At 39.4% G+C, this 25,820-nt stretch carries 22 protein-coding genes, 1 tRNA gene and 1 pseudogene; 23 read left to right on the top strand and 1 reads right to left on the bottom strand.

Translation table 11 applies throughout. From position 1 onward, the window contains the following. Positions 1 to 66 precede the first annotated feature (66 nt). From QR40_RS23700 to xerD, 21 genes and pseudogenes are all read left to right on the top strand, one after another. Complete coding sequence (locus tag QR40_RS23700; RefSeq protein WP_044297054.1) at positions 67 to 975, top strand: ComEC/Rec2 family competence protein; 909 nt, start codon at positions 67 to 69, stop codon at positions 973 to 975. 107 nt (positions 976 to 1,082) lie between these two features. Continuing rightward, positions 1,083 to 1,607, top strand: a pseudogene (locus tag QR40_RS33340) (GrpB family protein); the annotation flags it as partial. Positions 1,608 to 1,613: 6 nt separating this feature from the next. Further along, positions 1,614 to 2,258: an epoxyqueuosine reductase QueH gene (locus QR40_RS33335; RefSeq protein ID WP_044297108.1), complete on the top strand. Its 645-nt coding sequence runs from the start codon at positions 1,614 to 1,616 to the stop codon at positions 2,256 to 2,258. Positions 2,259 to 2,369: 111 nt separating this feature from the next. Continuing rightward, on the top strand, positions 2,370 to 3,749 hold the full coding sequence (gene argH, locus QR40_RS23690; RefSeq protein ID WP_027294713.1) for an argininosuccinate lyase: 1,380 nt from the start codon (positions 2,370 to 2,372) through the stop codon (positions 3,747 to 3,749). Positions 3,750 to 3,934: 185 nt separating this feature from the next. Continuing rightward, positions 3,935 to 5,020, top strand: coding sequence for an aspartate-semialdehyde dehydrogenase (gene asd, locus QR40_RS23685; RefSeq protein ID WP_044297053.1), 1,086 nt, complete (start codon positions 3,935 to 3,937; stop codon positions 5,018 to 5,020). A gap of 196 nt (positions 5,021 to 5,216) precedes the next feature. Then, positions 5,217 to 6,101 (top strand): ABC transporter ATP-binding protein, encoded by an 885-nt coding sequence (locus QR40_RS23680; RefSeq protein ID WP_027294711.1) that lies wholly within the window; start codon positions 5,217 to 5,219, stop codon positions 6,099 to 6,101. Further along, a complete protein-coding gene (locus QR40_RS23675) occupies positions 6,094 to 6,819 on the top strand; it encodes an ABC transporter permease (RefSeq protein WP_044297051.1) in 726 nt (241 codons plus the stop codon). Before QR40_RS23680 ends, QR40_RS23675 begins: the two co-directional genes overlap by 8 nt. 20 nt (positions 6,820 to 6,839) lie before the next feature. Next, entirely contained in the window at positions 6,840 to 8,855 is a 2,016-nt protein-coding gene (locus QR40_RS23670; RefSeq protein ID WP_044289457.1) for a DNA topoisomerase, read from the top strand. Next, positions 8,855 to 9,520, top strand: coding sequence for an LbetaH domain-containing protein (locus QR40_RS23665; protein WP_044297050.1), 666 nt, complete (start codon positions 8,855 to 8,857; stop codon positions 9,518 to 9,520). The genes QR40_RS23670 and QR40_RS23665 overlap by 1 nt, the downstream gene beginning before the upstream one ends. A gap of 206 nt (positions 9,521 to 9,726) precedes the next feature. After that, the gene (gene vanR / locus QR40_RS23660) at positions 9,727 to 10,425 is read left to right on the top strand and encodes a VanR-ABDEGLN family response regulator transcription factor (protein ID WP_027294708.1); all 699 of its coding nucleotides are present in this window, start codon (positions 9,727 to 9,729) and stop codon (positions 10,423 to 10,425) included. Next, positions 10,403 to 11,545: a sensor histidine kinase gene (locus QR40_RS23655; protein WP_063837591.1), complete on the top strand. Its 1,143-nt coding sequence runs from the start codon at positions 10,403 to 10,405 to the stop codon at positions 11,543 to 11,545. Before vanR ends, QR40_RS23655 begins: the two co-directional genes overlap by 23 nt. Before the next feature lie 272 nt (positions 11,546 to 11,817). Further along, positions 11,818 to 12,798: a D-alanyl-D-alanine carboxypeptidase family protein gene (locus QR40_RS23650; protein ID WP_044297048.1), complete on the top strand. Its 981-nt coding sequence runs from the start codon at positions 11,818 to 11,820 to the stop codon at positions 12,796 to 12,798. Positions 12,799 to 13,114: 316 nt separating this feature from the next. Further along, positions 13,115 to 14,161, top strand: coding sequence for a recombinase RecA (gene recA, locus QR40_RS23645; RefSeq protein ID WP_044297046.1), 1,047 nt, complete (start codon positions 13,115 to 13,117; stop codon positions 14,159 to 14,161). Between the two features lie 2 nt (positions 14,162 to 14,163). Then, positions 14,164 to 14,772 carry a regulatory protein RecX gene (locus tag QR40_RS23640; RefSeq protein ID WP_044297044.1) on the top strand — a complete coding sequence of 203 codons (609 nt, stop codon included), beginning with the start codon at positions 14,164 to 14,166 and terminating at the stop codon, positions 14,770 to 14,772. A gap of 109 nt (positions 14,773 to 14,881) precedes the next feature. Continuing rightward, positions 14,882 to 14,952, top strand: a tRNA-Gly gene (locus tag QR40_RS23635). A 232-nt stretch (positions 14,953 to 15,184) separates the two neighbouring features. Further along, on the top strand, positions 15,185 to 16,726 hold the full coding sequence (gene rny / locus QR40_RS23630) for a ribonuclease Y (RefSeq protein ID WP_027294704.1): 1,542 nt from the start codon (positions 15,185 to 15,187) through the stop codon (positions 16,724 to 16,726). A gap of 271 nt (positions 16,727 to 16,997) precedes the next feature. Beyond that, the gene (locus tag QR40_RS30270) at positions 16,998 to 18,734 is read left to right on the top strand and encodes a sensor histidine kinase (RefSeq protein ID WP_160295864.1); all 1,737 of its coding nucleotides are present in this window, start codon (positions 16,998 to 17,000) and stop codon (positions 18,732 to 18,734) included. Positions 18,735 to 18,814: 80 nt separating this feature from the next. Further along, complete coding sequence (locus tag QR40_RS23620; RefSeq protein WP_027294703.1) at positions 18,815 to 19,048, top strand: hypothetical protein; 234 nt, start codon at positions 18,815 to 18,817, stop codon at positions 19,046 to 19,048. 937 nt (positions 19,049 to 19,985) lie between these two features. Continuing rightward, the gene (locus tag QR40_RS23615) at positions 19,986 to 20,462 is read left to right on the top strand and encodes a hypothetical protein (RefSeq protein ID WP_027294702.1); all 477 of its coding nucleotides are present in this window, start codon (positions 19,986 to 19,988) and stop codon (positions 20,460 to 20,462) included. Positions 20,463 to 20,533: 71 nt separating this feature from the next. Continuing rightward, positions 20,534 to 21,127 carry a stage II sporulation protein M gene (locus QR40_RS23610; RefSeq protein ID WP_027294701.1) on the top strand — a complete coding sequence of 198 codons (594 nt, stop codon included), beginning with the start codon at positions 20,534 to 20,536 and terminating at the stop codon, positions 21,125 to 21,127. 246 nt (positions 21,128 to 21,373) lie between these two features. Then, entirely contained in the window at positions 21,374 to 22,258 is an 885-nt protein-coding gene (xerD, locus tag QR40_RS23605) for a site-specific tyrosine recombinase XerD (protein ID WP_044297042.1), read from the top strand. A gap of 123 nt (positions 22,259 to 22,381) precedes the next feature. Here xerD and QR40_RS23600 read toward each other — a convergent pair whose 3' ends face one another. Next, positions 22,382 to 23,416, bottom strand: a complete 1,035-nt coding sequence (locus QR40_RS23600; RefSeq protein ID WP_044297040.1) for a 3-deoxy-7-phosphoheptulonate synthase — start codon at positions 23,414 to 23,416, stop codon at positions 22,382 to 22,384. A gap of 221 nt (positions 23,417 to 23,637) precedes the next feature. On the opposite strand from QR40_RS23600, the gene QR40_RS23595 reads away from it, so the two are divergent. Both QR40_RS23595 and QR40_RS23590 read left to right on the top strand, forming a co-directional pair. Next, on the top strand, positions 23,638 to 24,096 hold the full coding sequence (locus tag QR40_RS23595) for a precorrin-2 dehydrogenase/sirohydrochlorin ferrochelatase family protein (protein WP_027294698.1): 459 nt from the start codon (positions 23,638 to 23,640) through the stop codon (positions 24,094 to 24,096). 15 nt (positions 24,097 to 24,111) lie between these two features. Continuing rightward, the gene (locus QR40_RS23590) at positions 24,112 to 25,803 is read left to right on the top strand and encodes a MutS-related protein (protein ID WP_044297038.1); all 1,692 of its coding nucleotides are present in this window, start codon (positions 24,112 to 24,114) and stop codon (positions 25,801 to 25,803) included. Positions 25,804 to 25,820: the final 17 nt, after the last annotated feature.

Raw genomic sequence — 25,820 nt, 5'->3', positions numbered from 1 at the left:
GAACGGGTATTTTGGAACAAGTAATATTCAGGATTTTAAACAGACTCTGGAAAGCAGAGTTGATTTATGAAATATAAAAAACAAATCTTTATTACACTATTCCTGGTAATCCTATGCTCCTTTTCCATAACCGGAGCAGCAGCCGGCAGGGGAGGGCGCAGAGCGGACAGAAGAGCCGCCAGTAAAAATGCGTGGACTGTTCAGCAGTACGGCAGTGACAGTGATGGAAGTCAGTCTATGTTCTATACCATAAGCAATCGTAAAGGAAAATTAATCGTCATAGACGGTGGATGGAAACAAAACGAATCCCGGGTACGCAGTGCCATTCAAAGGCTTGGTAACAATGTGGATCTTTGGATTATCACCCATCCCCATCCGGATCATGTGGGAGCTTTTAATGCAATCGTATCCAATCCTCAGGGGATTCGTATCCGGAAGGTTTTAGCCCCTAAGATTAATCCGGCAGTTTATCAGAAATATGCCCAGGAGTGGGATGAATACAGCATATTTGAAGAGTTTAACGGCATCATGTCCGGTGCCGGAAATCTTCAGTACATAAAAGGAGGGGATACGATAGATATTTCCGGACTCAGCCTTCAGTTCTTCAGTTCCTATGATGGCAGATTAGAGAAAACCAGCAAGGATATCTGCAATGATTCTTCCCTTGTATTTAAAGCTGCCTACAATGGAAAAAGTATGATTTTTACCGGGGATATTAATTCCAGACGCGCAAATATGCTGGTGAAAAAGTACGGGAAGAAACTTAGGTCTAACTATTTACAGGCTCCCCATCATGGAAATAATAATAAGAGAGAACGGTTCTTCAAGGCAGTGAGGCCCCGGGTAACATTTATAGATGCGCCCTCCTGGCTCCGTAAATTCCCGGCTGTGAAACATAATATATCCGTTTTGAAAAAGCAGGGAAGCAGGATTATAACCTATGGTTCTTCAAGGAGAACGGTAAAGTTAAAATAGTTACCTGCGTCTTTATTGGGAATAGAAACATTATGGACTACCAACATCAGAAAGTGATTAAGAGAAGCCGGAGATTATCAGAAATAGTCCGGAGATAAGGAGAGTTTATGAAAAATCTGCAGGAAATGTCAAATGAAGAGTTATGGGAAATATTCCCCATTGTACTGGAGGATTATAATCCCCAATGGAAGGACTGGTACCAGAAAGAACAGGAAATCATCATTAATGCTGCAGGGAAAAATAACGCAGCCAGAATTCATCATATAGGAAGTACTTCGGTCTACGGTTTGCGTGCCAAACCAACCGTTGATATCTTGTTGGAAATAAAAAAAGAATGCGATTTGAATTTACTCATTTCGAATCTGGAAGAGGCCGGATATATGTATTCACCCCAGCCCCATAAACCTGCACCCCATATGATGTTCCAAAAAGGCTATACGCCCTTGGGATTTGAAAAGGAAGTGTATCATTTACATATACGCTACCAGGGAGATTGGGATGAAATCTATTTTCGGGATTATCTTCGGATTCATTCAGACGCTGCGGCAAAGTATGCAGATCTCAAGGATAGACTGAAAAAAGAATATGAACATGACAGGGATGGATATACCTTTGCGAAGTCAGAATTTGTAAAAAATATCACAGCATTTGCAAGAGAAGAGAAGAAACGAAATTACCAGAAAGAACTGGATCAGGAAATAGAGAAGATCAAGAGAGACGATAAAGTTCCAACTTTGCTGCTTCACAGCTGTTGTGCCCCTTGCAGCAGCTATGTTCTGGAATATCTTTCAAATTATTTTAAAATTACCGTATTCTACTATAATCCTAACATTTATCCACAGCAGGAGTATGAGAAAAGAGTGCTGGAACAACAGCATTTTATTCAGAGCCTTCCGGCGAAGTATCCGGTAGAATTCTGCGGGGGACGCTATGAGCAGGAGGAATTTTACAGCGGTATTCGCGGGCTTGAAAAAATCAGAGAGGGCGGGGAGCGCTGTTATGCCTGTTATGAGATGCGGCTTCGTGAAACAGCACGGATTGCAAAACAACAGGGATATGATTATTTCACCACTACATTGTCCATCAGTCCTTTAAAAAATGCAGTGAAGCTAAACGAAATCGGAGAACGCCTGGCGGCTGAAATACAGGTTCCGTATCTGGTATCTGATTTTAAGAAGAAAAACGGATATAAAAGATCCATCACACTTTCCGGCCAGTACGGACTTTACCGGCAGGATTATTGCGGCTGTATTTTTTCCAGAAAAGAAAGAGATAATCAGTGAATATACAATCAAAAATATTGTATAAATATAGAATTTATGGTAGACTTATAGGCAAATCCGGCAGATTTATGCGGACATACAGATAAAAGAAAAAGAAATGAGGAAAATATTATGGCACAGTTATGGGGCGGACGCTTCACCAAAGAAACAGATCAGTTAGTGTATAACTTTAATGCATCAATTTCCTTTGACCGGAAATTTTACAAACAGGATATCGAAGGAAGCAAAGCACATGTGACAATGCTGGCAAAACAGGGAATTCTTACACCGGAAGAAAAGGAAGAAATCATCGGGGGCTTAAATGGTATCCTGGCAGATGTGGAAAACGGAACCCTGGAAATTACGGATCAGTATGAAGATATTCACAGTTTTGTTGAAGCAAACCTGATTGACCGTATTGGAGATGCAGGTAAGAAACTTCATACGGGGCGAAGCCGTAATGACCAGGTTGCCCTGGATATGAAACTCTATACCAGAGACGAGATTTTAGAGATGGATGCATTACTGAAGAACCTCTTAAATACGCTGCTTAAAATCATGGAAGAGAATACCAGGACTTATATGCCGGGATTTACTCATTTACAAAAAGCACAGCCCATTACCCTGGCTCATCATGTAGGTGCTTATTTTGAAATGTTCAAAAGAGACCGGTTAAGGTTATTTGATATATATAAGAGAATGAATTATTGCCCACTGGGTTCCGGTGCACTGGCTGGTACTACTTATCCGCTGGATCGTGATTACACGGCTGAACTGCTGGAATTTGACGGACCTACTTTAAATAGTATGGATTCAGTGGCTGACAGAGATTATGTAATTGAATTATTGTCTGCCATGTCTACAATCATGATGCATCTGAGCCGTTTTTCAGAGGAAATTATCATCTGGAATTCTAATGAATATCAGTTTGTGGAGCTGGATGACGCTTACAGTACCGGAAGCAGTATTATGCCCCAGAAGAAAAATCCGGATATTGCAGAACTTGTACGGGGAAAGACTGGCCGTGTTTACGGTGCGCTAATGTCGATTCTGACCACAATGAAAGGAATACCCCTTGCATATAATAAAGATATGCAGGAGGATAAAGAGCTTACCTTTGATGCAATCGATACCGTCAAGGGCTGTATTGCATTATTTACCGGTATGGCAGCTACCATGCGGTTCAATAAAGCAGTTATGGAAAATAGTGCGAAAAATGGGTTTACCAATGCTACGGATGCAGCAGACTATCTGGTAAATCATGGCGTACCTTTCCGTGATGCTCATGGGATCGTGGGACGTCTGGTACTCTACTGTATTGAAAAAAATATAGCGCTGGATGATATGAGCCTTTCGGAATACAAAGAGATCAGCCCTGTTTTTGAAGAGGATATCTATGAAGCAATCAGCATGAAGACCTGCGTGGAAAAGAGAATAACGATCGGTGCTCCTTCTGAAGAAGCAATGAAGAAAGTCATCGCCCTGGAAAAAGAATATTTGCTGAAAAATTAAAAAAGTACTTGCATTTTCGGGAAAAATGGTATACTATTGTTCAAAGGAAAGACAAATGTACGTGGTAGAAAAACACAACCTGCTGTAATGTCCATTTGGCCCTTGAATTTATGAAAAACTTTCTGCCGGAAAAATGCCGGAAGCACGTTTTTTGTAAGAATAATTTGTGTGAGGAGAATGTTAAAATGAGTCAGAAATTAAAAGTAGGCGTATTAGGCGCTACCGGTATGGTAGGACAGAGATTTATTTCATTATTGGAAAATCACCCATGGTTTGAAGTAGTAACCCTTGCGGCAAGCCCGAGAAGTGCTGGGAAAACATATGAAGAAGCAGTAGGCGGAAGATGGAAAATGACCACACCGATGCCGGAAGCAGTTAAGAATATCGTTGTAATGAACGTAAATGAAGTTGAAAAAGTGGCATCCGGCGTAGACTTTGTATTTTCGGCTGTAGATATGAGCAAAGATGAGATCAAAGCCATCGAAGAAGCTTATGCAAAGACAGAAACTCCGGTTGTATCCAACAACAGTGCACACAGATGGACACCGGATGTACCGATGGTAGTACCGGAAATTAATCCGGAGCATTTTGAAGTAATTAAATTCCAGAAAGAACGTCTTGGTACAACCAGAGGATTTGTAGCAGTTAAACCAAACTGTTCTATCCAGAGTTATGCACCGGTACTTACCGCATGGAAAGAGTTTGAGCCATATGAAGTGGTAGCTACTACTTATCAGGCTATTTCAGGTGCCGGAAAGACTTTCAAAGACTGGCCGGAGATGGTAGAAAATATTATTCCGTATATTGGCGGAGAAGAAGAAAAAAGTGAGCAGGAACCATTAAGACTCTGGGGAAATATTGAAGACGGTGTAATCAAAAAAGCAGCTTCACCAGTGATTACCTGCCAGTGTATCCGTGTTCCGGTATTAAACGGACATACAGCAGCTGTATTTGTAAAATTCAAAAAACAGCCGACAAAAGAACTGTTAATTGAAAAATTAGTGAATTTCAAGGGCTTGCCTCAGGAACTGGAACTTCCGAGTGCACCAAAGCAGTTCATCCAGTATCTGGAAGAGGATAACCGCCCACAGGTAACAGCAGATGTAGATTTTGAGAACGGAATGGGTGTCTCAGTTGGAAGACTGAGGGAAGACACCGTATATGATTATAAATTCGTAGGATTGTCCCACAACACAGTGCGTGGAGCAGCAGGCGGTGCAGTACTTTGCGCTGAACTATTAAAAGCTCAGGGATATATACAGGCAAAATAAGTAGTATGAAACAGTAGAAAACAGCATTTAAAAGAGTATACTTCTAAATGCTGTTTTTTTGTGTCCTGATGGTTTTGGCAATAAGTAATCCTCCTGTTTCGAGAAAATTAACTTGTTTTTTGCCGCATTATATCTTACAATTAATAACAGAGTTTTGTCTGCGGACAAAGCGAAAGGGTTAAAGAGTGGGATATAAATGATTAGGATAAAGAATGTAACAAAAGAATTCGGGAAAACAAAAGGAGTATTTGATTTATCACTGGAAGTAGAAGATGAAGAAGTTTTTGCCCTGATGGGGCCGGCAGGTGCCGGCAAAACTACAGCTATCCGTCTTTTGATGGGATTTATGGCTCCTATGAAAGGGAAATGTGTGATAAATGGGAAAGATACCTGTAAATGGTCCGACAATATTCAGGGATTTATCGGCTATCTGCCGGGAAATGCGGGGCTTCCTAAGGAAATGACAGGCAACAAATTTATACGGCTGATGGGTGCCATGCGGGGAATGAAGAACCTGGAGCGGGCATTTGAACTTGTAGACCGGTTTGAACTGGACATGGAGGAGAAGATACGATTCATGTCAAAGGAAGACCGGAAAAAGGTTCAGATTATCAGTGCGTTTATGCATGATCCGAAAATGCTGATTCTGGACGAGCCGGCTGTGGGTCTGGAGCCGCTGATGCAGGAACGGTTTATTGAGCTGATGCTGGAGGAAAAGGAAAAAGGAAAGACAATTTTTATGACCTCCCAGGTATTTGACGAAGTAGACAGAGTTTGTGACCGTGTAGGGATGATCAGAGATGGGAACCTGGTAAATATCAGTGATATTGAAAGCCTGAGGGCCGACCAGCGGAAGAATTATATTATTAAATTTGCCGACCAGCAGGAAGTGTTTCGATTTATGAAAGAGCCATTTGAGGTAATTCAGATTAAGGAAAAACAGATCATTGTCAATGTAAAAGGTGAGATGATGTCTCTGATTCATACACTCAATGACTACAAAGTGACGAATCTGGAAATGACAGTCCAAAGCCTGGAAGAGATATTTCCACATTTTTACGGAGGTCAGCTGCATGCTTAGTTTTCCATTATTAAAACAAAATATAAAATCAAATTATGTAATTTTCCTTGCATTCCTTGCAATACTTTTGTCGGGAATGCTGGCAGCCCTAGGGCTTCATACCGAAGGGCATACATCAGCAGGATTTTTAGCATCCTATTTTAGTGAATTTACCTTTTTCATTGTTCCTTCCGTATACAGCATTATTATGGCGGGACGTTTGACAGCTCATTTAGTGGATCGGGGAACAATGGCATATTATCTGGCAACGCCCAACAGCAGATCGAGGCTTTTATGTACCCAGGCAGTCACATTGGTGTCATATCTGGCAGTTATGTTTATTTTTACTTCGGTTCTTGGGGTAGCGGGCGGTTTGTATCAATTCGTGGAAAATTGTGATATTACATCTTTTCTGTTGTTGAATCTGGGGGCATTCTGCCTTCATATCTTTGTCAGTGGAATTTGTTTTTTAGTGTCCTGTACGTGTCGGTCAGCCGGGAGAGCATGGCTTTTTTCCGGTATTATCATAGCGTTTTTTTATATAGTTCATATCGTATCAGATATGGATGATCGTATGGAGGTTCTGAAATACGGTACCTTTTTTTCACTATTCCATACCGAATATATTCTGAGGATCAATGTCAATATCCTATGGATGCTTCCGGCCTTAATTGTTGGCGGCTGGGCTATGTATTTTATAGGAATAAAAATATTTGAAAAGAGAGATTTGCCCCTGTAATGGGGAATGAGGATTTATAGATGTCAAAAGCTTTATATATTGCAGAAAAACCCAGTGTAGCTCAGGAGTTTGCCAGGGCACTGAAGATAAAAACATCCAGGCATGATGGATATCTGGAGGCTGACACGGCGGTGGTGACCTGGTGTGTTGGCCATTTGGTGACTATGAGTTATCCGGAAGTATATGATGTAAAATTTAAAAGGTGGAGTCTGGACACTCTGCCATTTCTCCCGGATGAATTCCTGTACGAGGTCATTCCTTCTGTAACAAAACAATTTAAAATTGTAAGCGGTCTGTTAAACCGGGAAGATATCGATACCATTTATGTCTGTACTGACTCCGGGCGGGAAGGAGAATATATCTATCGTCTGGTAGAGCAGATGGCAAATGTAAAAGGGAAAGCCAGAAAAAGGGTCTGGATCGATTCCCAGACAGAAGAAGAAATACTGCGGGGTATTGAAACAGCAAAAGACTTATCTGCATATGATAATTTGTCAGAGGCTGCCTATCTGAGGGCAAAAGAAGACTATTTGATGGGAATTAATTTTTCCAGGCTGCTTTCCTTAAAATATGGGAATGCCATTTCAAATTATTTACATACAAAATATACGGTTGTATCGGTGGGCAGGGTAATGACCTGTGTACTTGGAATGATTGTAAGGCGGGAACGGGAAATCAGGGAATTTGTGAAAACGCCGTTCTACCGTGTTCTTAATACCATAAATTATAATGGAAAAGTATTTGACGGCGAATTCCGTGCAGTAGAAGGCTCTAAATATTATCTGTCCCCTAAATTATATAAAGAAAATGGATTTAAAGAAAAAAAAGAGGCCCAGGTATTAATTGACGAACTTAGTGTGGAACAGCCATTAACCGCAGTGGCAGATGCCGTTGAGAAGAAAAAGGAAAATAAAAATCCACCGCTGTTATTCAACCTGGCGGAACTACAGAATGAATGTTCGAAACTATTTAAAATAAGTCCGGATGAAACGCTGCGTGTTGTTCAGGAATTATATGAAAAAAAGCTGGTAACTTATCCGAGAACGGATGCCAGAGTATTGTCAACGGCAGTTGCCAAAGAAATTCATAAAAATATCGGAGGACTGCGTAACATACCTATGGTGAAAGAGTTTGCCGAAGAGATTCTAGGCGGTAGCAGTTATAAAAATATCGCAAAGACAAGATATGTAAATGATAAGCAGATTACAGACCATTATGCAATCGTTCCAACGGGGCAGGGGATCAGTGCACTTCGGTCCCTGAATAGTAATGCGGTAAATGTTTACGAGACAATCGTCAGAAGATTTTTAAGTATTTTTTATCCCCCTGCAGTCTATCAGAAAATCAATCTGACTACAAAGATGCAGGGAGAAAAGTTCTTTTCCAGTTTTAAAGTACTGATTTCAGAGGGATATCTGAAAGTAATTGAGAATTCCTTCAGCAAGAAAAAGCCCGAGGAGAACTCAGGAGGGCAGGAGGATGACACAAAATGTGATACAGCCATGCTGGAAGCATTAAAGGATCTGAAAAAAGGCGCCCAGTTAAATGTAGATAAGCTGCAGATTAAAGAAGGAGAAACCTCACCGCCAAAACGATACAACTCCGGTTCCATCATTCTGGCAATGGAAAATGCAGGGCAGCTGATCGAAGATGAAGAACTCCGCTCCCAGATCAAGGGCAGTGGAATCGGAACCAGTGCTACCAGGGCAGAGATACTGAAAAAACTCATAGGGAATAAATATATAGCATTAAATAAAAAAACGCAGATACTGACGCCCTCATTACTGGGTGAGATGATATTTGATGTAGTAAATGCGTCAATCCGTTCACTGCTGAATCCGGAATTAACCGCCAGTTGGGAAAAGGGTCTGAATTATGTGGCGGATGGGGAGATCACACCGGATGAATATATGACAAAACTGGATAACTTCATACGATCCAGAACAGAAGGGGTATTAAAAACCAACTATCAATATGCACTGCGTCAGTATTTTGATGCGGCAGCACAATATTATAAGAAAGGAAGTCAAAAATAATGGAAACATGTAAGATTAAAAACCTTTACAACCTAGAGGAAACAATTGCAAAAGAATTATTTAAGGGAGCAGAATATCCATGGGAAGTTCTTCCTAAGATCAGCAGCTTTATCCTGGAACTGGGAAATTCCCTGAGTGAAGAAGAGTATGATAAACGTGGAGAAAATGTCTGGATTGCAAAATCAGCAAAAGTTGCTCCTACAGCGTTCATTAACGGACCGGCAATCATCGGTAAAGATGCTGAAGTGCGCCACTGCGCATTTATCAGAGGCAATGCTATCGTTGGCGAAGGTGCCGTTGTAGGGAACTCTACCGAACTGAAAAATGTTGTATTATTCAACAAAGTTCAGGTGCCTCACTACAATTACGTGGGTGATTCCATCCTGGGTTACAAATCTCACATGGGCGCAGGTTCCATTACCTCAAATGTAAAATCAGATAAAACACTGGTTGTTGTAAAAGATGGAGAGCAAAAGATTTCCACCGGCCTGAAAAAATTCGGAGCAATGCTGGGTGATAATGTAGAGGTTGGATGCGGCTCTATTTTAAATCCTGGTACGGTAGTGGGAAGCAATACTAATATTTATCCCCTGTCTTCTGTGCGCGGGGTTGTGCATGGAGGAAGTATTTATAAGAAACGTGGGGAAGTTGCAGAGAAGTTTTAATGTATTTTAGCGGGATACTCAGAATGAGTCAGTAAAAATTGCCCGTTATGTGATGAACCTCGGATAAACCGGGGTTTTTCTTAATTTATTTTAAGAATTATCGTGTGGGAATATTAAGACATTCCAACGGATTCTTTGCTAAAATAATGATAGCCTAGACTTAATTGTCCAGGCTATTCGATTCTAAGCAGAAGGATGATGGGGATATGTCAGAGAATATTTTAGTTGTAGATGATGAAAAAGAAATAGCGGATCTGGTCGAGGTCTACTTAAAAAATGAAAATTTCAATGTTTACAAATTTTACTCAGCGAAAGAGGCACTTGAATGTATTGGATCAGGAGATATTGATCTGGCAATACTGGATGTGATGCTGCCTGATGGAGATGGTTTTGAAATTTGCAGAAAGATCAGGGAAAAGCATAACTATCCGGTAATCATGTTAACTGCAAAAGAAGATGAGATTGACAAAATTACGGGTCTGACTCTAGGGGCAGATGATTATATGACAAAACCCTTCCGGCCATTGGAACTGGTAGCCAGGGTAAAAGCCCAGCTGCGCAGGTTTACACGCTATAATCAGGGGAGCTATGAAAGTCAGGATAATGTGCTTATTGTTTCGGGTCTGGAGCTTAATAAGAGCACCAGGGAATGTATTTTGAATGAAAAACCAATATCACTGACCCCTACTGAATTTTCAATCCTCTGGATTCTATGCGAAAATAAGGGGAAGGTAGTCAGCGCAGATAAACTGTTCCAGGAGGTCTGGGGCGATAAATATTTTTCCAACAGTAACAATACAATAATGGTGCATATCAGGCATTTAAGGGAAAAGATGCAAGATTCCGCCGAAAATCCAAGATATATTAAAACGGTGTGGGGAGTTGGATATCGAATTGAAAAATGAGTTTGCAAGGCTGAAACGAAAGATTGTAAAGCAGGTTTTTATTGTTGCATTATTTGCAATCTTAATAGGTGCCTGCCTGCAGTATATGGTGATCGACGGCATCTTACAGGAACCTTTTGCGGAAGGCTTTGTTGCCTGGTGCCAGAATAAATTTGATCTGGATTATATGGAGGCTGTGAATGTCTATCAGAAAGTGTTTCGCAATATCAAAGATTATCTGATGATGGCTGGATTTATTATATTAATTCTGATTTTATTTTATATCGCACTGCTGAAGTTCACACGCTATTTTGATGAAATCCGCCAGGGCATGAAAAAACTGCTGCAGGAATCCGAAGAACCAATCCGGTTGTCACCCGAGTTGGATTTCATGGAAGCAGAAATGAATCAGGTCAAAGGAACTTTAAAAAAACGCGCAGCAGATGTATTTGAGGCAGAGCAGCGGAAAAACTCCCTTGTGGTATATTTGGCGCATGATATCAAAACGCCGCTTACTTCAGTAATTGGTTATATGAACCTGATGCTGGAATTACCGGATATGCCGCCGGAACAGCGCGCCAAGTATATGGAGATAACGCTGGAAAAGGCATACCGGCTGGAACAGCTGATTAATGAATTGTTTGATGTAACCCGCTTTAACATGCAGTCCATTGAACTGGAAAAAGAAGAGATCCATCTTGCCTATATGCTGATGCAGATGGCAGAGGAGTTTTATCCGGTCTTGATGGAACAGAATAAGCGTGCCCGGGTGGACGCAGATGAATCCCTGTTGATACAAGGGGATCCAAATAAACTGGCAAGGGTATTTAATAATATCCTTAAAAATGCAATTGCCTACAGTTATGAAAATACAATTATTGAAATTAAAGCAGAAAAAATAGAAAACCATGTACTGATCACGTTTCGCAACCGGGGTGACCAGATCCCTTATGACATGCTCATGAAAATATTTGAACAGTTTTACCGTATGGATTCGGCTAGATCCAGCAATACGGGAGGAGCCGGACTGGGGCTTGCCATTGCAAAAGAAATTGTATTGGCACACGGAGGTAAAATTTATGGACAGAGCGATGAAATTTTTACCACTTTTTCGGTAGAACTGCCATTAATGGTAATATAGTACGGGAATATTAAAAATGAGAACATTTAAACGAAGTAACCGGAGTAACCGGGAAACAGCTTTGGTGAAATGTTCTTGTTTTTATGTAAGCGGTCAGATGGAGAAGTAAACCCTTAATTTTTTATTATGATACTATTTAGGATTCCTGAAGTACTGATAAAGATGCAAAGGAAGTATCAGGAAAATGTTAATGGAGTCCTAAGTCTGGTTTTACACACTTTTCTATGCTTGCTGTTACTATAAAAGCAAGAAGAAAACGGAGGTGTGTATTCATGAGAAGACGAAAGAGAAGAAGGCATTATGGTCTGCAGATCATTTGTATAGCAATACTTTTAATGGTAAGTGCATTTGGAATTAAAAAATTGGCAGACAGCTATTTGGGGGAGGAGGCAGACAGCAGTAAAACAGTGGATTCAGATGAGACGATGCAGTTAATAAGCAACCAAGAAGATAGCGGATTAGATATTGACGGAGACAGGCTTTATAGTGCCTCAGCGCTTCTGATTGACTTGCAGAGCAGGAAAATATTATTTGAAAAAGAAAGTGATAAGAAAATCTATCCTGCGTCCCTGACAAAGATTATGACAGCAATTGCGGCAATAGAAACCATAGGAGATCTGCAGCAGACAGTTACACTTCAGCCAGACAAATTTGATTCATTATATGAAGAAGGGGCATCTATGGCAGGATTTTCACCGGGGGAAGAAGTTTCTGCCATAGACCTGATCTACGGGGCACTGCTGCCCTCCGGTGCAGAATGCTGTATCGGACTGGCTGACTACGCTGCAGGGAGTGAATCATCTTTTATTGAAATCATGAATCAGAAAGCATCTGATTACGGGATGACAGGAACCCATTTCAGCAATACAACCGGACTCCATGACGTCAATCACTATACCACTGTGAAAGATATGGCTATTTTACTGGAACACGCATTGCAAAATGAAAATTTTCGCACGATATTTACTTCTTTTATGCATTCTGTACCGGCAACGAATCTGCATCCGGAAGGAATTACCTTCTACAGCACATTGTCACCATATGTGGATTCCGGAGAAATCAGCGGAGGAGAGATAGAGGGAGGAAAGACGGGTTTTACAGATGAGGCAGGTCTATGCCTTGCAAGTCTGGCTAAAGTAAATGGGAGAGAATATGTTCTCGTTACCGCGGGAGCCGAAGGCAGCCATGAGACAGATCCCTTTCATGTGGAAGATGCCCGCTTTGTCTATAATCAGCTGGGACAGATAAACTGAGTAGAAAGCTTCCCAAAACCGATAACATTTAATTAAAATTGCAAAAAAAACAATTGACAATATGCGCAGATTAATATATGATATGAGAATATTCATTTCGTGATGCATATAGCTATCACAAATTCTTATTATCAATGGCACTTTCGCCGATTTTCACAATGCAGAAAAATAAAAGTAAATGGGGTGGCGCTTATGGTTTGAATTGTTTTGAAAATGGCTTAGATTGTTTCAAATAATGGTTGACATTTTGACCGAAATATAATAGTATGGGTATAGAAAACGAACATAAGTTTGCAAATTAAAGGAGATAAATGTTATGGGACAGCAGGAAGATAGATTAAAAGCCCTGGATGCGGCAATTGGTAAGATTGAGAAAGATTTTGGTAAAGGGGCTATTATGAAGCTGGGAGAGTCCGGCGTAAATATGAATGTAGAGACGATTCCAACCGGTTCTCTAAGCCTGGATATTGCTCTTGGCTTAGGCGGTATTCCCAAGGGAAGAATCGTAGAGGTATATGGACCTGAGTCCAGTGGTAAAACCACAGTTGCTTTACATATGGTTGCAGAAGTTCAGAAAATAGGCGGAATTGCAGGTTTTATTGATGCAGAACATGCGTTAGACCCTGCTTATGCTAAAAATATAGGTGTAGATATTGACAATTTATATATATCACAGCCGGATAATGGAGAACAGGCTTTGGAAATCACTGAGACCATGGTACGTTCCGGTGCAGTTGACATTATTATTGTGGATTCCGTAGCTGCATTAGTACCTAAGGCAGAAATTGATGGAGACATGGGAGACAGCCACGTAGGTCTGCAGGCTCGTCTGATGTCACAGGCGCTGCGAAAATTGACTGCGGTAATCAGCAAATCAAATTGTATTGTAATCTTCATCAATCAGCTCCGTGAAAAAGTCGGTGTTATGTTTGGAAGTCCTGAGACAACTACCGGTGGACGAGCATTAAAGTTTTATTCTTCCATTCGTTTAGATGTAAGAAGAATTGAAGCATTAAAGCAAAGCGGCGAAGTAGTGGGAAATAGAACACGTATTAAAGTTGTAAAGAATAAGATTGCACCTCCTTTCAAGGAAGCAGAGTTTGATATCATGTTTGGACAGGGTATTTCAAAAGAAGGAGATGTTCTTGATTTAGCAGCAAATCTGGGAATTGTCAATAAGAGCGGTGCATGGTATGCATATAATGATGCCAAAATTGGACAGGGCCGTGAGAATGCCAAGACATATTTGAAGGAAAATCAGGAGATTCTTGCAGAGATTGAAGAAAAAGTAAGAGTGAATTACGGATTGACAGAAGGCGCTGAGCCGGAAGCTCCTGTGAAGGAAGAAGTTACTGAGGATTAAGGATGATTATTACGAATATAGAAGCGGTTACGAAAGCGAAAAGCCGTGTATATATCGATGAACAGCTTGCATTTGTGTTATACAAAGGCGAGCTGTATCGTTATAAGATAAAAAAAGATGAAGAAATCAGCGATGAAACCTATCGTGAAATTATAGATGAAGTGCTGACAAAAAGAGCGAAGATCAGGTGTATTTATTTGCTGAAATCCATGGACCGGACTGAATATCAGCTTCGAACAAAATTAAAGCAGGGCGGTTATCCGGAAGAAGCAATTAATAGGGCAATCGATTATGTAAAGAATCTTCATTATATTGATGACAACCGTTACGCACAATATTATATTGATGGAAGAACAGGAAGCAAGAGTAAACAGCAAATCGTTCAGGACTTGCTGCGAAGAGGGATATCCAAAGAACAGATCCAGAGTATTTATGAACAAAAGGAACCGGAAGACGAGACAGAACAGATCCGTAAATGGGTGGCTAAGAAGAGAGTGGATTTAGAAACGGCAGACCCCAAAGAGATCAACAGGCTTTATGGATTCTTAATGAGAAAAGGATTTCAGGCCAGTGATATCAGCAAAGTTATCTGTGGAAGAGAATATGATTAGGGACCGCCAGCCAGCGGTCTCCAATTGAGACTTTATAGTCATTTTAATGGAGTGCTTTTTATTGAAATTTTTCTTGATTTTTAAATAATTCGTGCTATACTAATAATATGCAGATATGGTTCATCGGTAGAACGTTGGCTTCCCAAGCCGAAGAGGGGGGTTCGACTCCCCTTATCTGCTTGTAAAAGTGCCTGATTTACAGGCGCTTTTTTTGTTTTGTGCCGCACTTTACCGGAAAAAATTGCTAAGAATTCTTGTCAAAATGTTTGTTTTTAAATCAAAAAAGGAAATTTGGTCAATGTTATAAGGTTTCTATGTTTTATGTTGACTTCTTTGTGAAAATAGTATAAAATTAGTATGTTGTATTTGTACAATGAAAATTTAATAAGGAGGTGCTCCTGTGCCGAGTGCAATGTGGTTTGTCATTGCTGTTGTAATCATTGTGATTATAACTATTATTACTTGGTTTGCTGCTATTTCATATAGAAAGAAAATTGTCGAAGAAAAGATCGGCAGTGCAGAAGACAAAGCAAGAAGAATAATAGATGATGCATTAAAAGTTGCGGAGACGAAGAAACGGGAAGCTTTACTTGAGGCCAAAGAAGAGTCATTAAAGACGAAAAATGAACTCGACAAAGAAACAAAAGAGCGAAGAGCAGAGTTACAGCGTTATGAGAAAAGAGTACTGTCAAAGGAAGAATCCATTGACAAGAAAGCGGATGCAATTGAACGCAGAGAATCAGGATTAACAGCAAAAGAAGAAGAGTTAAAGAAAAAGAGTGTTGAAATTGAAAAGATTAGTGAAAAGAGAGTACAGGAACTGGAGAGAATTTCAGGCCTAACCTCCGAACAAGCAAAAGATTATCTTTTAAAAACTGTTGAAGATGAAGTAAAAAGCGATACAGCCCGTATGATTAAAGAAATGGAATGTAGAGCAAAAGAAGAAGCGAACAAAAAAGCAAAAGAGTACATTGTCACAGCCATTCAAAAATGCGCTGCAGACCACGTAGCAGAGACAACAATCTCTGTGGTACAGCTTCCGAATGATGAAATGAAAGGAAGAATCATTGGTAGAGAAGGTAGAAATATTCGTACCTTAGAAACTTTGACCGGTGTAGATTTGATTATCGATGATACACCAGAAGCAGTAATTTTATCAGGCTTTGATCCAATTAGAAGAGAAGTTGCAAGAATAGCACTTGAAAAGTTAATTGTAGACGGAAGAATTCATCCGGCTAGAATTGAAGAAATGGTAGAAAAAGCACAAAAAGAAGTAGAAGCGATGATTCGCGAAGAAGGTGAATCGGCAACTCTGGAAGTTGGTGTACATGGCATCCATCCTGAGTTAGTACGTTTACTTGGAAGAATGAAATTTAGAACCAGCTATGGCCAGAATGCTTTGAAGCACTCCATAGAAGTGGCACAATTGTCAGGTCTATTAGCAGGAGAAATCGGCGTAGATGTCAGAATGGCAAAACGCGCAGGTTTATTGCATGACATTGGTAAATCCATTGACCATGAAATTGAAGGCTCACACATTCAGATTGGTGCAGACTTATGTAAGAAATATAAAGAGTCCGCTACAGTCATCAATGCAGTAGAATCACATCATGGCGATGTAGAACCAGAATCCTTAATTGCATGTATTGTACAAGCAGCAGATACTATTTCTGCAGCGCGTCCGGGTGCAAGAAGAGAGACTCTGGAAACATATACAAACAGATTAAAACAGTTAGAGGATATTACAAATACCTTCAAAGGGGTAGACAAGTCTTTTGCAATTCAGGCGGGTAGAGAGATTCGCGTAATGGTAGTTCCGGATGTAATCAGTGATAACGACATGGTGCTGTTGGCAAGAGATATTTCAAAGCAGATAGAAGCTGAACTGGAATATCCTGGACAGATTAAAGTCAGCGTTATACGTGAAAGTCGTGTAGTTGATTATGCGAAATAGGAATCCTGTGCAGCTGCAATAGCAGCTTAAAATACAGCGTATTCCAGATATAAAAGAAGTACGATTACTTATTAATCTATGTAGTTATTATATAAAGTGTGTCACGATAATTTTATTATCGATGATGCACTTTTTTATCTTTAAAGATAAAAATGGTCGTTAAGAATGTTATGTTATATGAAATGCTTTCTGAACAGAGGGAGGGATATACTTGGAAACTCGGACAAAAAAGTCATTGGCAATCCTAATAGGTATTTTGCTGATTTGCGCAATGTGTTTTTTAACATATACCTTACATGAAGAAAAGCAATTTAAACATCTTGAGAATGACCTGAAACGGGTTTACTTTACCGGTACTTATCAAAGTAATTCTGATCTGACGCCGAAAGAATTCAGAGAAGGTACTGTTATAGATGCGAATCAGAGCAGTAAAGTTACATTGACAGGACGTTTTGACCAGGAGATTAAAGAAAGTCAAAGCCTGCTGTTTCGGATTCCTAATATCAAAGTGAAAATATTTAAAGATGAAAATCAAATCTATTCTTTTGGTGAACCGGGAACTTATCCTGGATTTTCGAAATCTCCTGGAAATACATGGGATATATTCAATTCTCCTGGTATCAAAACGAGTGATGAGATAAGAATTGTGCTTGAAAATATTTATCCAAACAATGTGAAGACTGTATATAACCTTTTCATAGAACAAATATTGTCCGGAGATTCCGGAGTTTTATTTCATGCGATTTTTCCCAGAGTAGGATTATCGGTATTCCTGGGTGGGGGCATTTTCCTTTTAGGGTGTCTTTTGCTGATTATCTTAATTTTCCTCCGGGTTATGAAAACGCCTTTTTCCAGAAGACCTTTTTATTTTGCATTTTTAGCTATCATAAGCGGCTTATGGTTTTTCTTCGACTTTAAAATTATATCGCTGATCATTCCTTACAATATTTTTAATAATATATTAAGTATGATTTGCCTGTCTATGGTCATGCCACTTTTTTGTATGTATATTCTGGAATTTTTGAGTGGTAAGACGAGAATTCCATTGATAATCAGTGTCTATATACAAATCGGTTTTGCGGTTTGTTATCTGATTTGTCAGGGATTGGGGATATATGATGGATATGATTTGCTTAGTCCACTGTTAGTAATAATGGGAATCAGCATTGTGATTGTTTTTGGATGCCTTGTATATGAAACCGTTTTTTATAAAAATTCAGAGGCTAAATTTTTGCTGCTGGTAAGCAGTGTATTACTATTATGTGGTTTTGATGTGGTAAATTACTTCACCAATTATACACCAACTTATTTTATGACAAAAATTTCGTATGGTTTGTTTATGCTGATTCAATTTTTTTATATGCTGCGCTGCATACAGATAAATATAAATGATATTAAAAATGCCAGAATACTGGAAGTGGAGCTTGCACAAAATCGTATTGCTATTGCTATCAGTCAGATCCAGCCTCATTTCCTCTATAATTCCTTAACGGCTATCAAACAACTGTGTGTGATTGATCCGGTCAGGGCAGAGCAGGCGGTGGGAGAGTTTGCCGGATTTCTAAGGGAGAATCTGGATTCGCTGACCAGTTCCTCTCTCATTTCATTTCGTAAGGAGCTGAATCACATTAAAAACTATCTGGCATTGGAACAGCTGCGGTTCGGCAGTCGTCTAAAGGTTCATTACAATATTCAAACATATGATTTTGAATTACCTTCTTTGACGATACAGCCGATAGTAGAAAATGCAGTTCGTTACGGTGTGACAAAAAAGGCAGAGGGTGGAACGATTACGATTTCAACAAAGAATGGGGAAGATACAATAATCATTACCGTGTCTGATGACGGGGCAGGATTCGATATGTATCATAGAAAAGAAGATGGACGTTCCCACATTGGAATTGAAAATGTGAAAAACAGGCTGCAGGCACAGTGTAACGGTGATCTTACCATTAAAAGTGAATTGGGTAAGGGGACTGTGGTTACGATTCTGATCCATAAAAGATGATGTCATCAGTTGGAATTTTACGCATAAAATGAATATGGCGGGCATATAATAATACCATAAATAACCATAGGAGGCGTAAAATGGCAAGAGGACCCAGAAGAAAGTTGGATGAACAGATCAGAAATGTAGACGAGCAGGTAGCAAAGGCCAGTAGAAAACTGGACGAGTTGTTGGCATTAAAAGAGACATTGGAACAGCAAAAGCGAGAAGAAGAAGTTGGCAGACTATATAATCTTATGGTAGAAAACGGGAAAACCCTGGAAGAGATAGAACAGATTATCTTAGCTTCAACAGAATCTCAGGAAATTGCATAAAGTATAGAAAATAAAAAGACAGCTAAATCAGCTGTCTTTGTTTCTCTTATGTAGATCATCTTGTGTATTTAATCAATCATTAGTAAGTCATCTGGTGTATCTTAACCAATCATTAGTAAGTCATCTGGTGTATCTTAACCAATCATTAGTAAGTCATCTGGTGTATCTCAATCAATCATTAGCAAGTTATCTTATGTATCTTAATCAATCATTAGTAAGTTGTCTGGTGTATCTCAATCAATCATTAGTAAGTTATCTTGTGTATTTAATCAATCATTAGTAAGTTATCTTGTGTATTTAATCAATCATTAGTAAGTTATCTTGTGTATCTTAATCAATCATTAGTAAGTTATCTGGTGTATTTAATCAATCATTAGCAAAGTTATCTTGTGTATGTTAATCAATCATTAGCAAGTTATCTTATGTATCTTAATCAATCATTAGTAAGTTGTCTTATGTATCTTAATCAATCATTAGTAAGTTGTCTGGTGTAATTCAATCAATCATTAGTAAGTTATCCGGTGTACCTCAATAAATCATCTGTAGGTTTTCCTATGTATTTCTCAATCTTTTGTAAGTTATCCTGTATAATTTATCAGATATTCTGATGTTATCTTCTGTAATTTTTTAAAATCTTTTGTATTTTACTGAATCTTTTCATCTTTTGTGTTTTTATCATTTGTACTTTGCATATCTATTAAGATAAGCGGTCTTTTGTGTTTTATAAATTTATCATTCGTGACATGTATGCCTCGTATGTTTTGTACATCTTTATAATAAAACAAAAAGAGAAAAGAATCAAGAGGAAATTACGGGAATTTTGCAGAAAATTGAAATTTATAGTGGGGAAAAGGAGATATGTTTGCCGAATTTTGTTCTTCACAGGTTATTTTCCACGGCATATAATAAATGAAAGCAGAAAGTGAGGTTGTTTTAGATGGAAAATTCTAATTACGTTGCTGTATACGGAGTAATCCAGGATATACGGATGTTTGGAAATGAATGCTGTCAGCAGATCGTGTCGATTTTGACAGACAACGGGGTGGTTAATTTTATAATTTCGCCAAATACCTATGTGGTGAATGAAAAGAGACTGCGCAGGGGCATGAATGTGGCTGCTTTTTATGATGCGAACCTTCCGGTTCCGTTAATTTACCCTCCACAGTATCAGGCTGTGATAATTACGGAGAAAAGACCCCAGGAAAATGTAATGGTAGATTATTTTAACAATCGCCTGGAAGCAGTGAACAATTCCTTAAAACTGAACGTTGGACGTGGAACAGATGTAGTGACTCCAAATGGACAGCGGTTTACATGTAATTTACGAAATCGTTTGCTTATTGTATTTTATGGCGCTACGACCAGGAGTATTCCGCCCCAGACAACACCGGATAAGATTATCGTAATGTGTTGATTTGGCTTTTCTTGTTATGATATGGACATTCCCGGCATAGAATAATAGTAAAGGGCCGGGAGTGTTTAAAGATGAAAAAAATAGATTGGATAGGGAAACATTTTTGGATATTTGCCGGAGTTTTCTTTCTGGGTTTTCTGGGGGGGATCCTCTGGACAAATTTTGCGGGGGATGTTTATATTAATCAGACAGGAATACTAAGCAATTATTTTATCAGACAGTATAAGTATATGGAGCTGGATTTGAACAGTTTCTTCTTCTTTGTGCTTGAAAGAAGGTTAAAGTGGATTCTTCTGCTATGGTTATTGGGGTATACTGTAGCCGGACTGCCATGTATATTTATTTTTCTGGTATGGCTAGGATATTCTGCAGGAGTAGTAATTACATTATCCGTATTGAAAATCGGCATGTTTGGGATTTTGTTTTTCATTGCGTCAATCCTGCCACACTGTTTGTTTTATATTCCTGCACTTTTAGTATTTTTGAAATCGGTTTATGAAAAAGCAATCAAAAGGTTTCAAAATAAGAACCATAATCGAAATGTAACCTTCGAATGGAACTATGTTCTGCTTTTAGTGGGAACATTAGGGGTTATGTTATTGGGCATATTCACGGAAAGTTATATCAATCCCTGGATCGTAAGACAGATTTTGAAGATTTATTGAAAATAAAAGGAAATATAATGGCGAATTTTTACCATATGTGGTACATAGCAATAGAGGCGAGGCGATATCTGGTATCTTCAGGTCTATTGCTGTAAATTTAGGTATTTTTGTGTAAAAAAACTATTTGATTTTATGCAGGAATATTATTATAATGTTAACATAATATTAGCTGCGGGGAGATCAAGGGACACGCGTAACCTTGATTTTTCTTATCTTTTTAGAATAATTCCGTTAGGAGCTGTTGACATGACACAAGATATACCACAATTTCTTACTTATTTAATACAAATTAAAAATGCATCGAACAGTACTGTAATGTCTTATCAAAGGGACTTAAAAAAGCTTTTTGCTTTTTTGGATGAAAAGGGAGTAAATGAACCGGAGCAGGTTACGTCTACCAATTTAAATTCTTACGTACTGCATTTGGAGAAGCAGGGACTATCCACTGCAACAGTGTCCAGGAATATTGCATCGATGAAAGCATTTTTTCATTACATGTTCGGATTACATAAGGTCGAAAAAGATCCTACGGATGTGATAAAGGCTCCCCATATAGACAAAAAAGCGCCGGAAGTACTTACCATGGAAGAGGTGGTTCTTCTTTTAGAACAGCCAGGCAGGACAACGCCAAAAGAAATCAGGGACAAGGCTATGCTGGAACTGCTGTATGCAACCGGTATGCGAGTATCCGAATTGATATCTCTGCGGGTTCAGGATATTAATCTGAATATGGACTATGTGCTTTGCAAAGAAGGAGATAAGGAGCGTTTTATTCCTTTTGGAAAGGCAGCTGAGACTGCACTTAAAAAATATTTGTCCGAAAGCAGGGCTGTATTATTAAAAGACAGTGAAAATGAATGTTTATTTGTGAATTGCTCCGGAAAACCCATGAGCAGACAGGGATTTTGGAAATTGATTAAGCAGTATACCACCAAAGCGAACATTACAAAGGACATTACTCCTCATACACTGCGCCATTCATTCGCACTTCATCTGGTACAAAATGGTGCAGATTTAAGGGCGGTACAGGAAATGCTTGGACACTCGGATATTTCTACAACACAGATGTATGTGAATATGAATGCAAACAGGGTGAAAGAAGTATATGCAAAAGCGCATCCGAGAGGATAAACAAAAATGATGTCACTATTTAAGATATAAACAATAATGAAATTACTATTTAAGATAAAAAAATCCGGATACTCAGAAAAATATCTCTGTGTATCCGGATTTATTATGTCAGAATTATTTCTTTTAACACATTTCATGAATCTGGTAAATCAGATCTTCTGATTCCGGCCAGCCAAGACAAGGATCAGTGATAGATTTTCCGTAAACATGATTAGCCGTACCGATCTTCTGGCATCCCGGTTCTATATAACTTTCTACCATTACACCTTTGATCATTTCGTTGATACGTGGATTTACACTGCGGCTGTGCAATACTTCTTTTACAATACGCACCTGCTCTGCATATTGTTTCCCTGAATTGGAATGGTTTGCATCAATGATTGCTGCCGGATTTTTTAAATCCCTTGCGTCATACATTTCTAACAGAAGATTCAAATCCTCATAGTGATAATTTGGCAGGTTGTTGCCATGCTTATTTACGGCACCGCGAAGAATGACGTGAGCCAGGTCATTGCCGGTAGTTTTTACTTCCCAGCCGCGATAGCTGAAGCTGTGTGAACACTGGGCAGCAACTACAGAATTTAGCATTACGGAAAAATCGCCGCTGGTAGGGTTTTTCATACCTGCAGGCACATCCATGCCGCTTACGGTCAGACGATGCTGCTGATCCTCTACGGAACGTGCACCAATAGCAACGTAGGAGAGTAAATCGGAGAGATACCGGTAGTTTTCCGGATACAGCATTTCATCAGCGGCTGTCAGTCCGGTTTCTTCAATAGCGCGGATATGTAATTTACGAATAGCGATTAGTCCTGCTAATAAATCCGGTTTTTTTTCAGGATCCGGCTGATGTACCATTCCTTTATAGCCTTCTCCCGTTGTTCTTGGCTTATTTGTATAGATACGGGGTATTAAAATAATCTTGTCGGATACTTTCTCCTGAACCTTTGCCAGGCGGTTAATATAGTCGCAGACAGCATCTTCATTATCAGCAGAACAGGGTCCGATGATTACGAGAAATTTGTCGGATGCACCTGTAAATACGTCTCGGATCATGGCGTCTCTTTTCTGTTTCACATTGGCAACATAATCAGATACTGGATATTCTGTACGGATTTCTTCCGGTGTCGGAAGTTTTTTGATAAAATCAAAGCTCATAATTTCCTCCTCTTTCCCAGGCTCCAAAACAGTCTGGATATGTAAAATTGGGCGGATTTGAATGCTCCGCCGGCCCAGAACGGTCTAAAACAGTTCCATTATAATACATCTATAATAAAAATTCTAGATATTTCTTGTAAAATCAGGTTTAACTTTATTTTCGCATGTGATATGATGGTAAGCGTAAGAAAATAGGAATACATGGCAAGGGAGTGAGGAAGATGGCAGAAAAGAAAAAACCCTATTTTCCAATGTTTGTGGATTTGTCCGAAAAAAAGGTGGTAGTTGTAGGTGCAGGTACCATAGCCAAAAGGAGAATCCGTTCCCTTATTGAATTCACAAACCATTTGGTAGTAATCGCACCGGAAGTAAATCCGGAACTGCAGGAGCTGGAAAGCAGCGGCGTGATTGGAATCCTCAGGAAAAATTATGAGCGTGAAGATATTTATGGGGCAGATATTGTGATCGCTGCCACAAATGATCACAAAACAAATGATGATATCTACAGTGTCTGTAAATGCATGGGGATTACAGTAAATGTATGCAGCGACAAAAATAAGTGCGATTTTTACTTTCCGGGTATAGCCAGGAAAGAGCAGATTGTAGTAGGAGTTACAGCAACAGGAACAGACCACAGGAAAGCAAAAGATGTGGTGGAAAAAGTGAGGCAGATCTTATAGCTGGAGAGGAGCAAGATGGAACAGGGACTAGTTGTGTTAGCCGTGGTAATACTCGTGCTGGTATGCTTTGGCGCATATTGCGTGTTTGATAATAACAGACGGAAGAAGAGCATATTGCGAAAGGCACGTCTGGCATGGGGGCAAAGGCCGGACAGGGAATATGAATATGCGGAATTTGAGGCTATCAGCCATTATTTTGAGTTAAACGGAAAAAAAGGATATGCAATTGATGATATTACCTGGAATGATTTGGACATGGATACAATTTTCATGCTTTTAAATAATACAGGTTCCAGTATTGGAGAAAGCTGTCTGTATGATGTGCTGCGCAGACCATCATTTTCGAAAGAGGAGTTAGAAGAGAGGAACCGTTTAGTTGAGTATTTTATGACTCATAAGGAGGAACGGGAAAAGCTGCAGGTGAGTTTTGGGGAAATGGGAAAATCAGGACGCCGTTCCATGTTTGATTATGTCTATAATCTGGCAGATCTGGAACCCCAGACCAATGCGAAGCATTACATTACGATTCTGATAACAATAGCTATGGCAGCGTTGATTTTTGTCAACCCGCCGTCGGGTGTCGTGGGAATGATCTGCGTACTTGCTTATAGCTGGACATCCTATTTTACAGAGGCAAGGAAGGTATCTCCCTATACGCTTTCCTGTAAAGTAATGGTGCAGCTGATAAAAATGGCCGATCACATAACAAGCACTGACAGTGTGGAAGTGAAAAAATATGTGGAGCAGGCAATTGAGGCAAGGAAGAAGTTCAATAAGTTTAAACGTAATACATTCTTTTTACTGGCGGGAAGTGCCAGCAGTGACCGTGGCGGCGGTGTAGGGAATATTATAGTGGATTATGTAAATTACACATTTCATATCGATATGATTCAGTTTCGTACCGTAATTAAAGAACTAAAAGATAACCTGGAAAGCTTTAAAGTCATGGTGGACAATATGGGAATGCTGGAAGTTGCAATTGCCATCGCATCTTTTCGAACCATGATGGAGGATTATGCCATTCCCGAACTTTCAGATTCAAAGGATGCATTTCTGGAAGCACATGACCTTTATCACCCTATGATTGATAACCCTGTGAAAAATTCCATCACTGCGAATAAAGGTGTACTATTGACCGGATCCAATGCTTCGGGTAAATCTACATTTTTGAAAACCGTAGCCATTAATGGAATTCTGGCACAGACCATTTATACCTGTATGGCTACAACTTTTAAATCAAATTTTTACGAAGTGTATTCTTCCATGGCATTAAGAGATGACCTGATGAGCCAGGAGAGTTATTACATTGTAGAGATTAAATCCTTAAAACGTATTCTGGATAAGATGGAAGAGGGAAAACCGATTATGTGCTTTGTGGATGAGGTACTCAGGGGAACGAATACTGTAGAACGTATTGCGGCTTCTTCCCAGATACTGAAAAGTATGGCACAAAGTTATATTTTAAGCTTTGCGGCAACCCATGATATCGAGTTGACACATATTCTGGAACAGGATTATGACAATTACCATTTCCAGGAAGAAGTCTATAAAAATGATATTTTATTTGATTATAAGCTGTATTCAGGAAGGGCAACATCCAGAAATGCGATCAAGCTGCTGAGCATTATCGGATATGAAAAAGAGATTATTAATAATGCCGAAAATACAGCGAAGAGGTTTATTGAGACCGGAGAATGGTCTCTGTAATTGAAAAGATTCAAAGG

It is taken from the genome of Robinsoniella peoriensis, from assembly GCF_000797495.1.
Lineage (GTDB): Bacteria > Bacillota > Clostridia > Lachnospirales > Lachnospiraceae > Robinsoniella > Robinsoniella peoriensis.
Note: the sequence above shows the minus strand (reverse complement) of the source record. Positions and strands in the feature narration are given on the sequence as shown.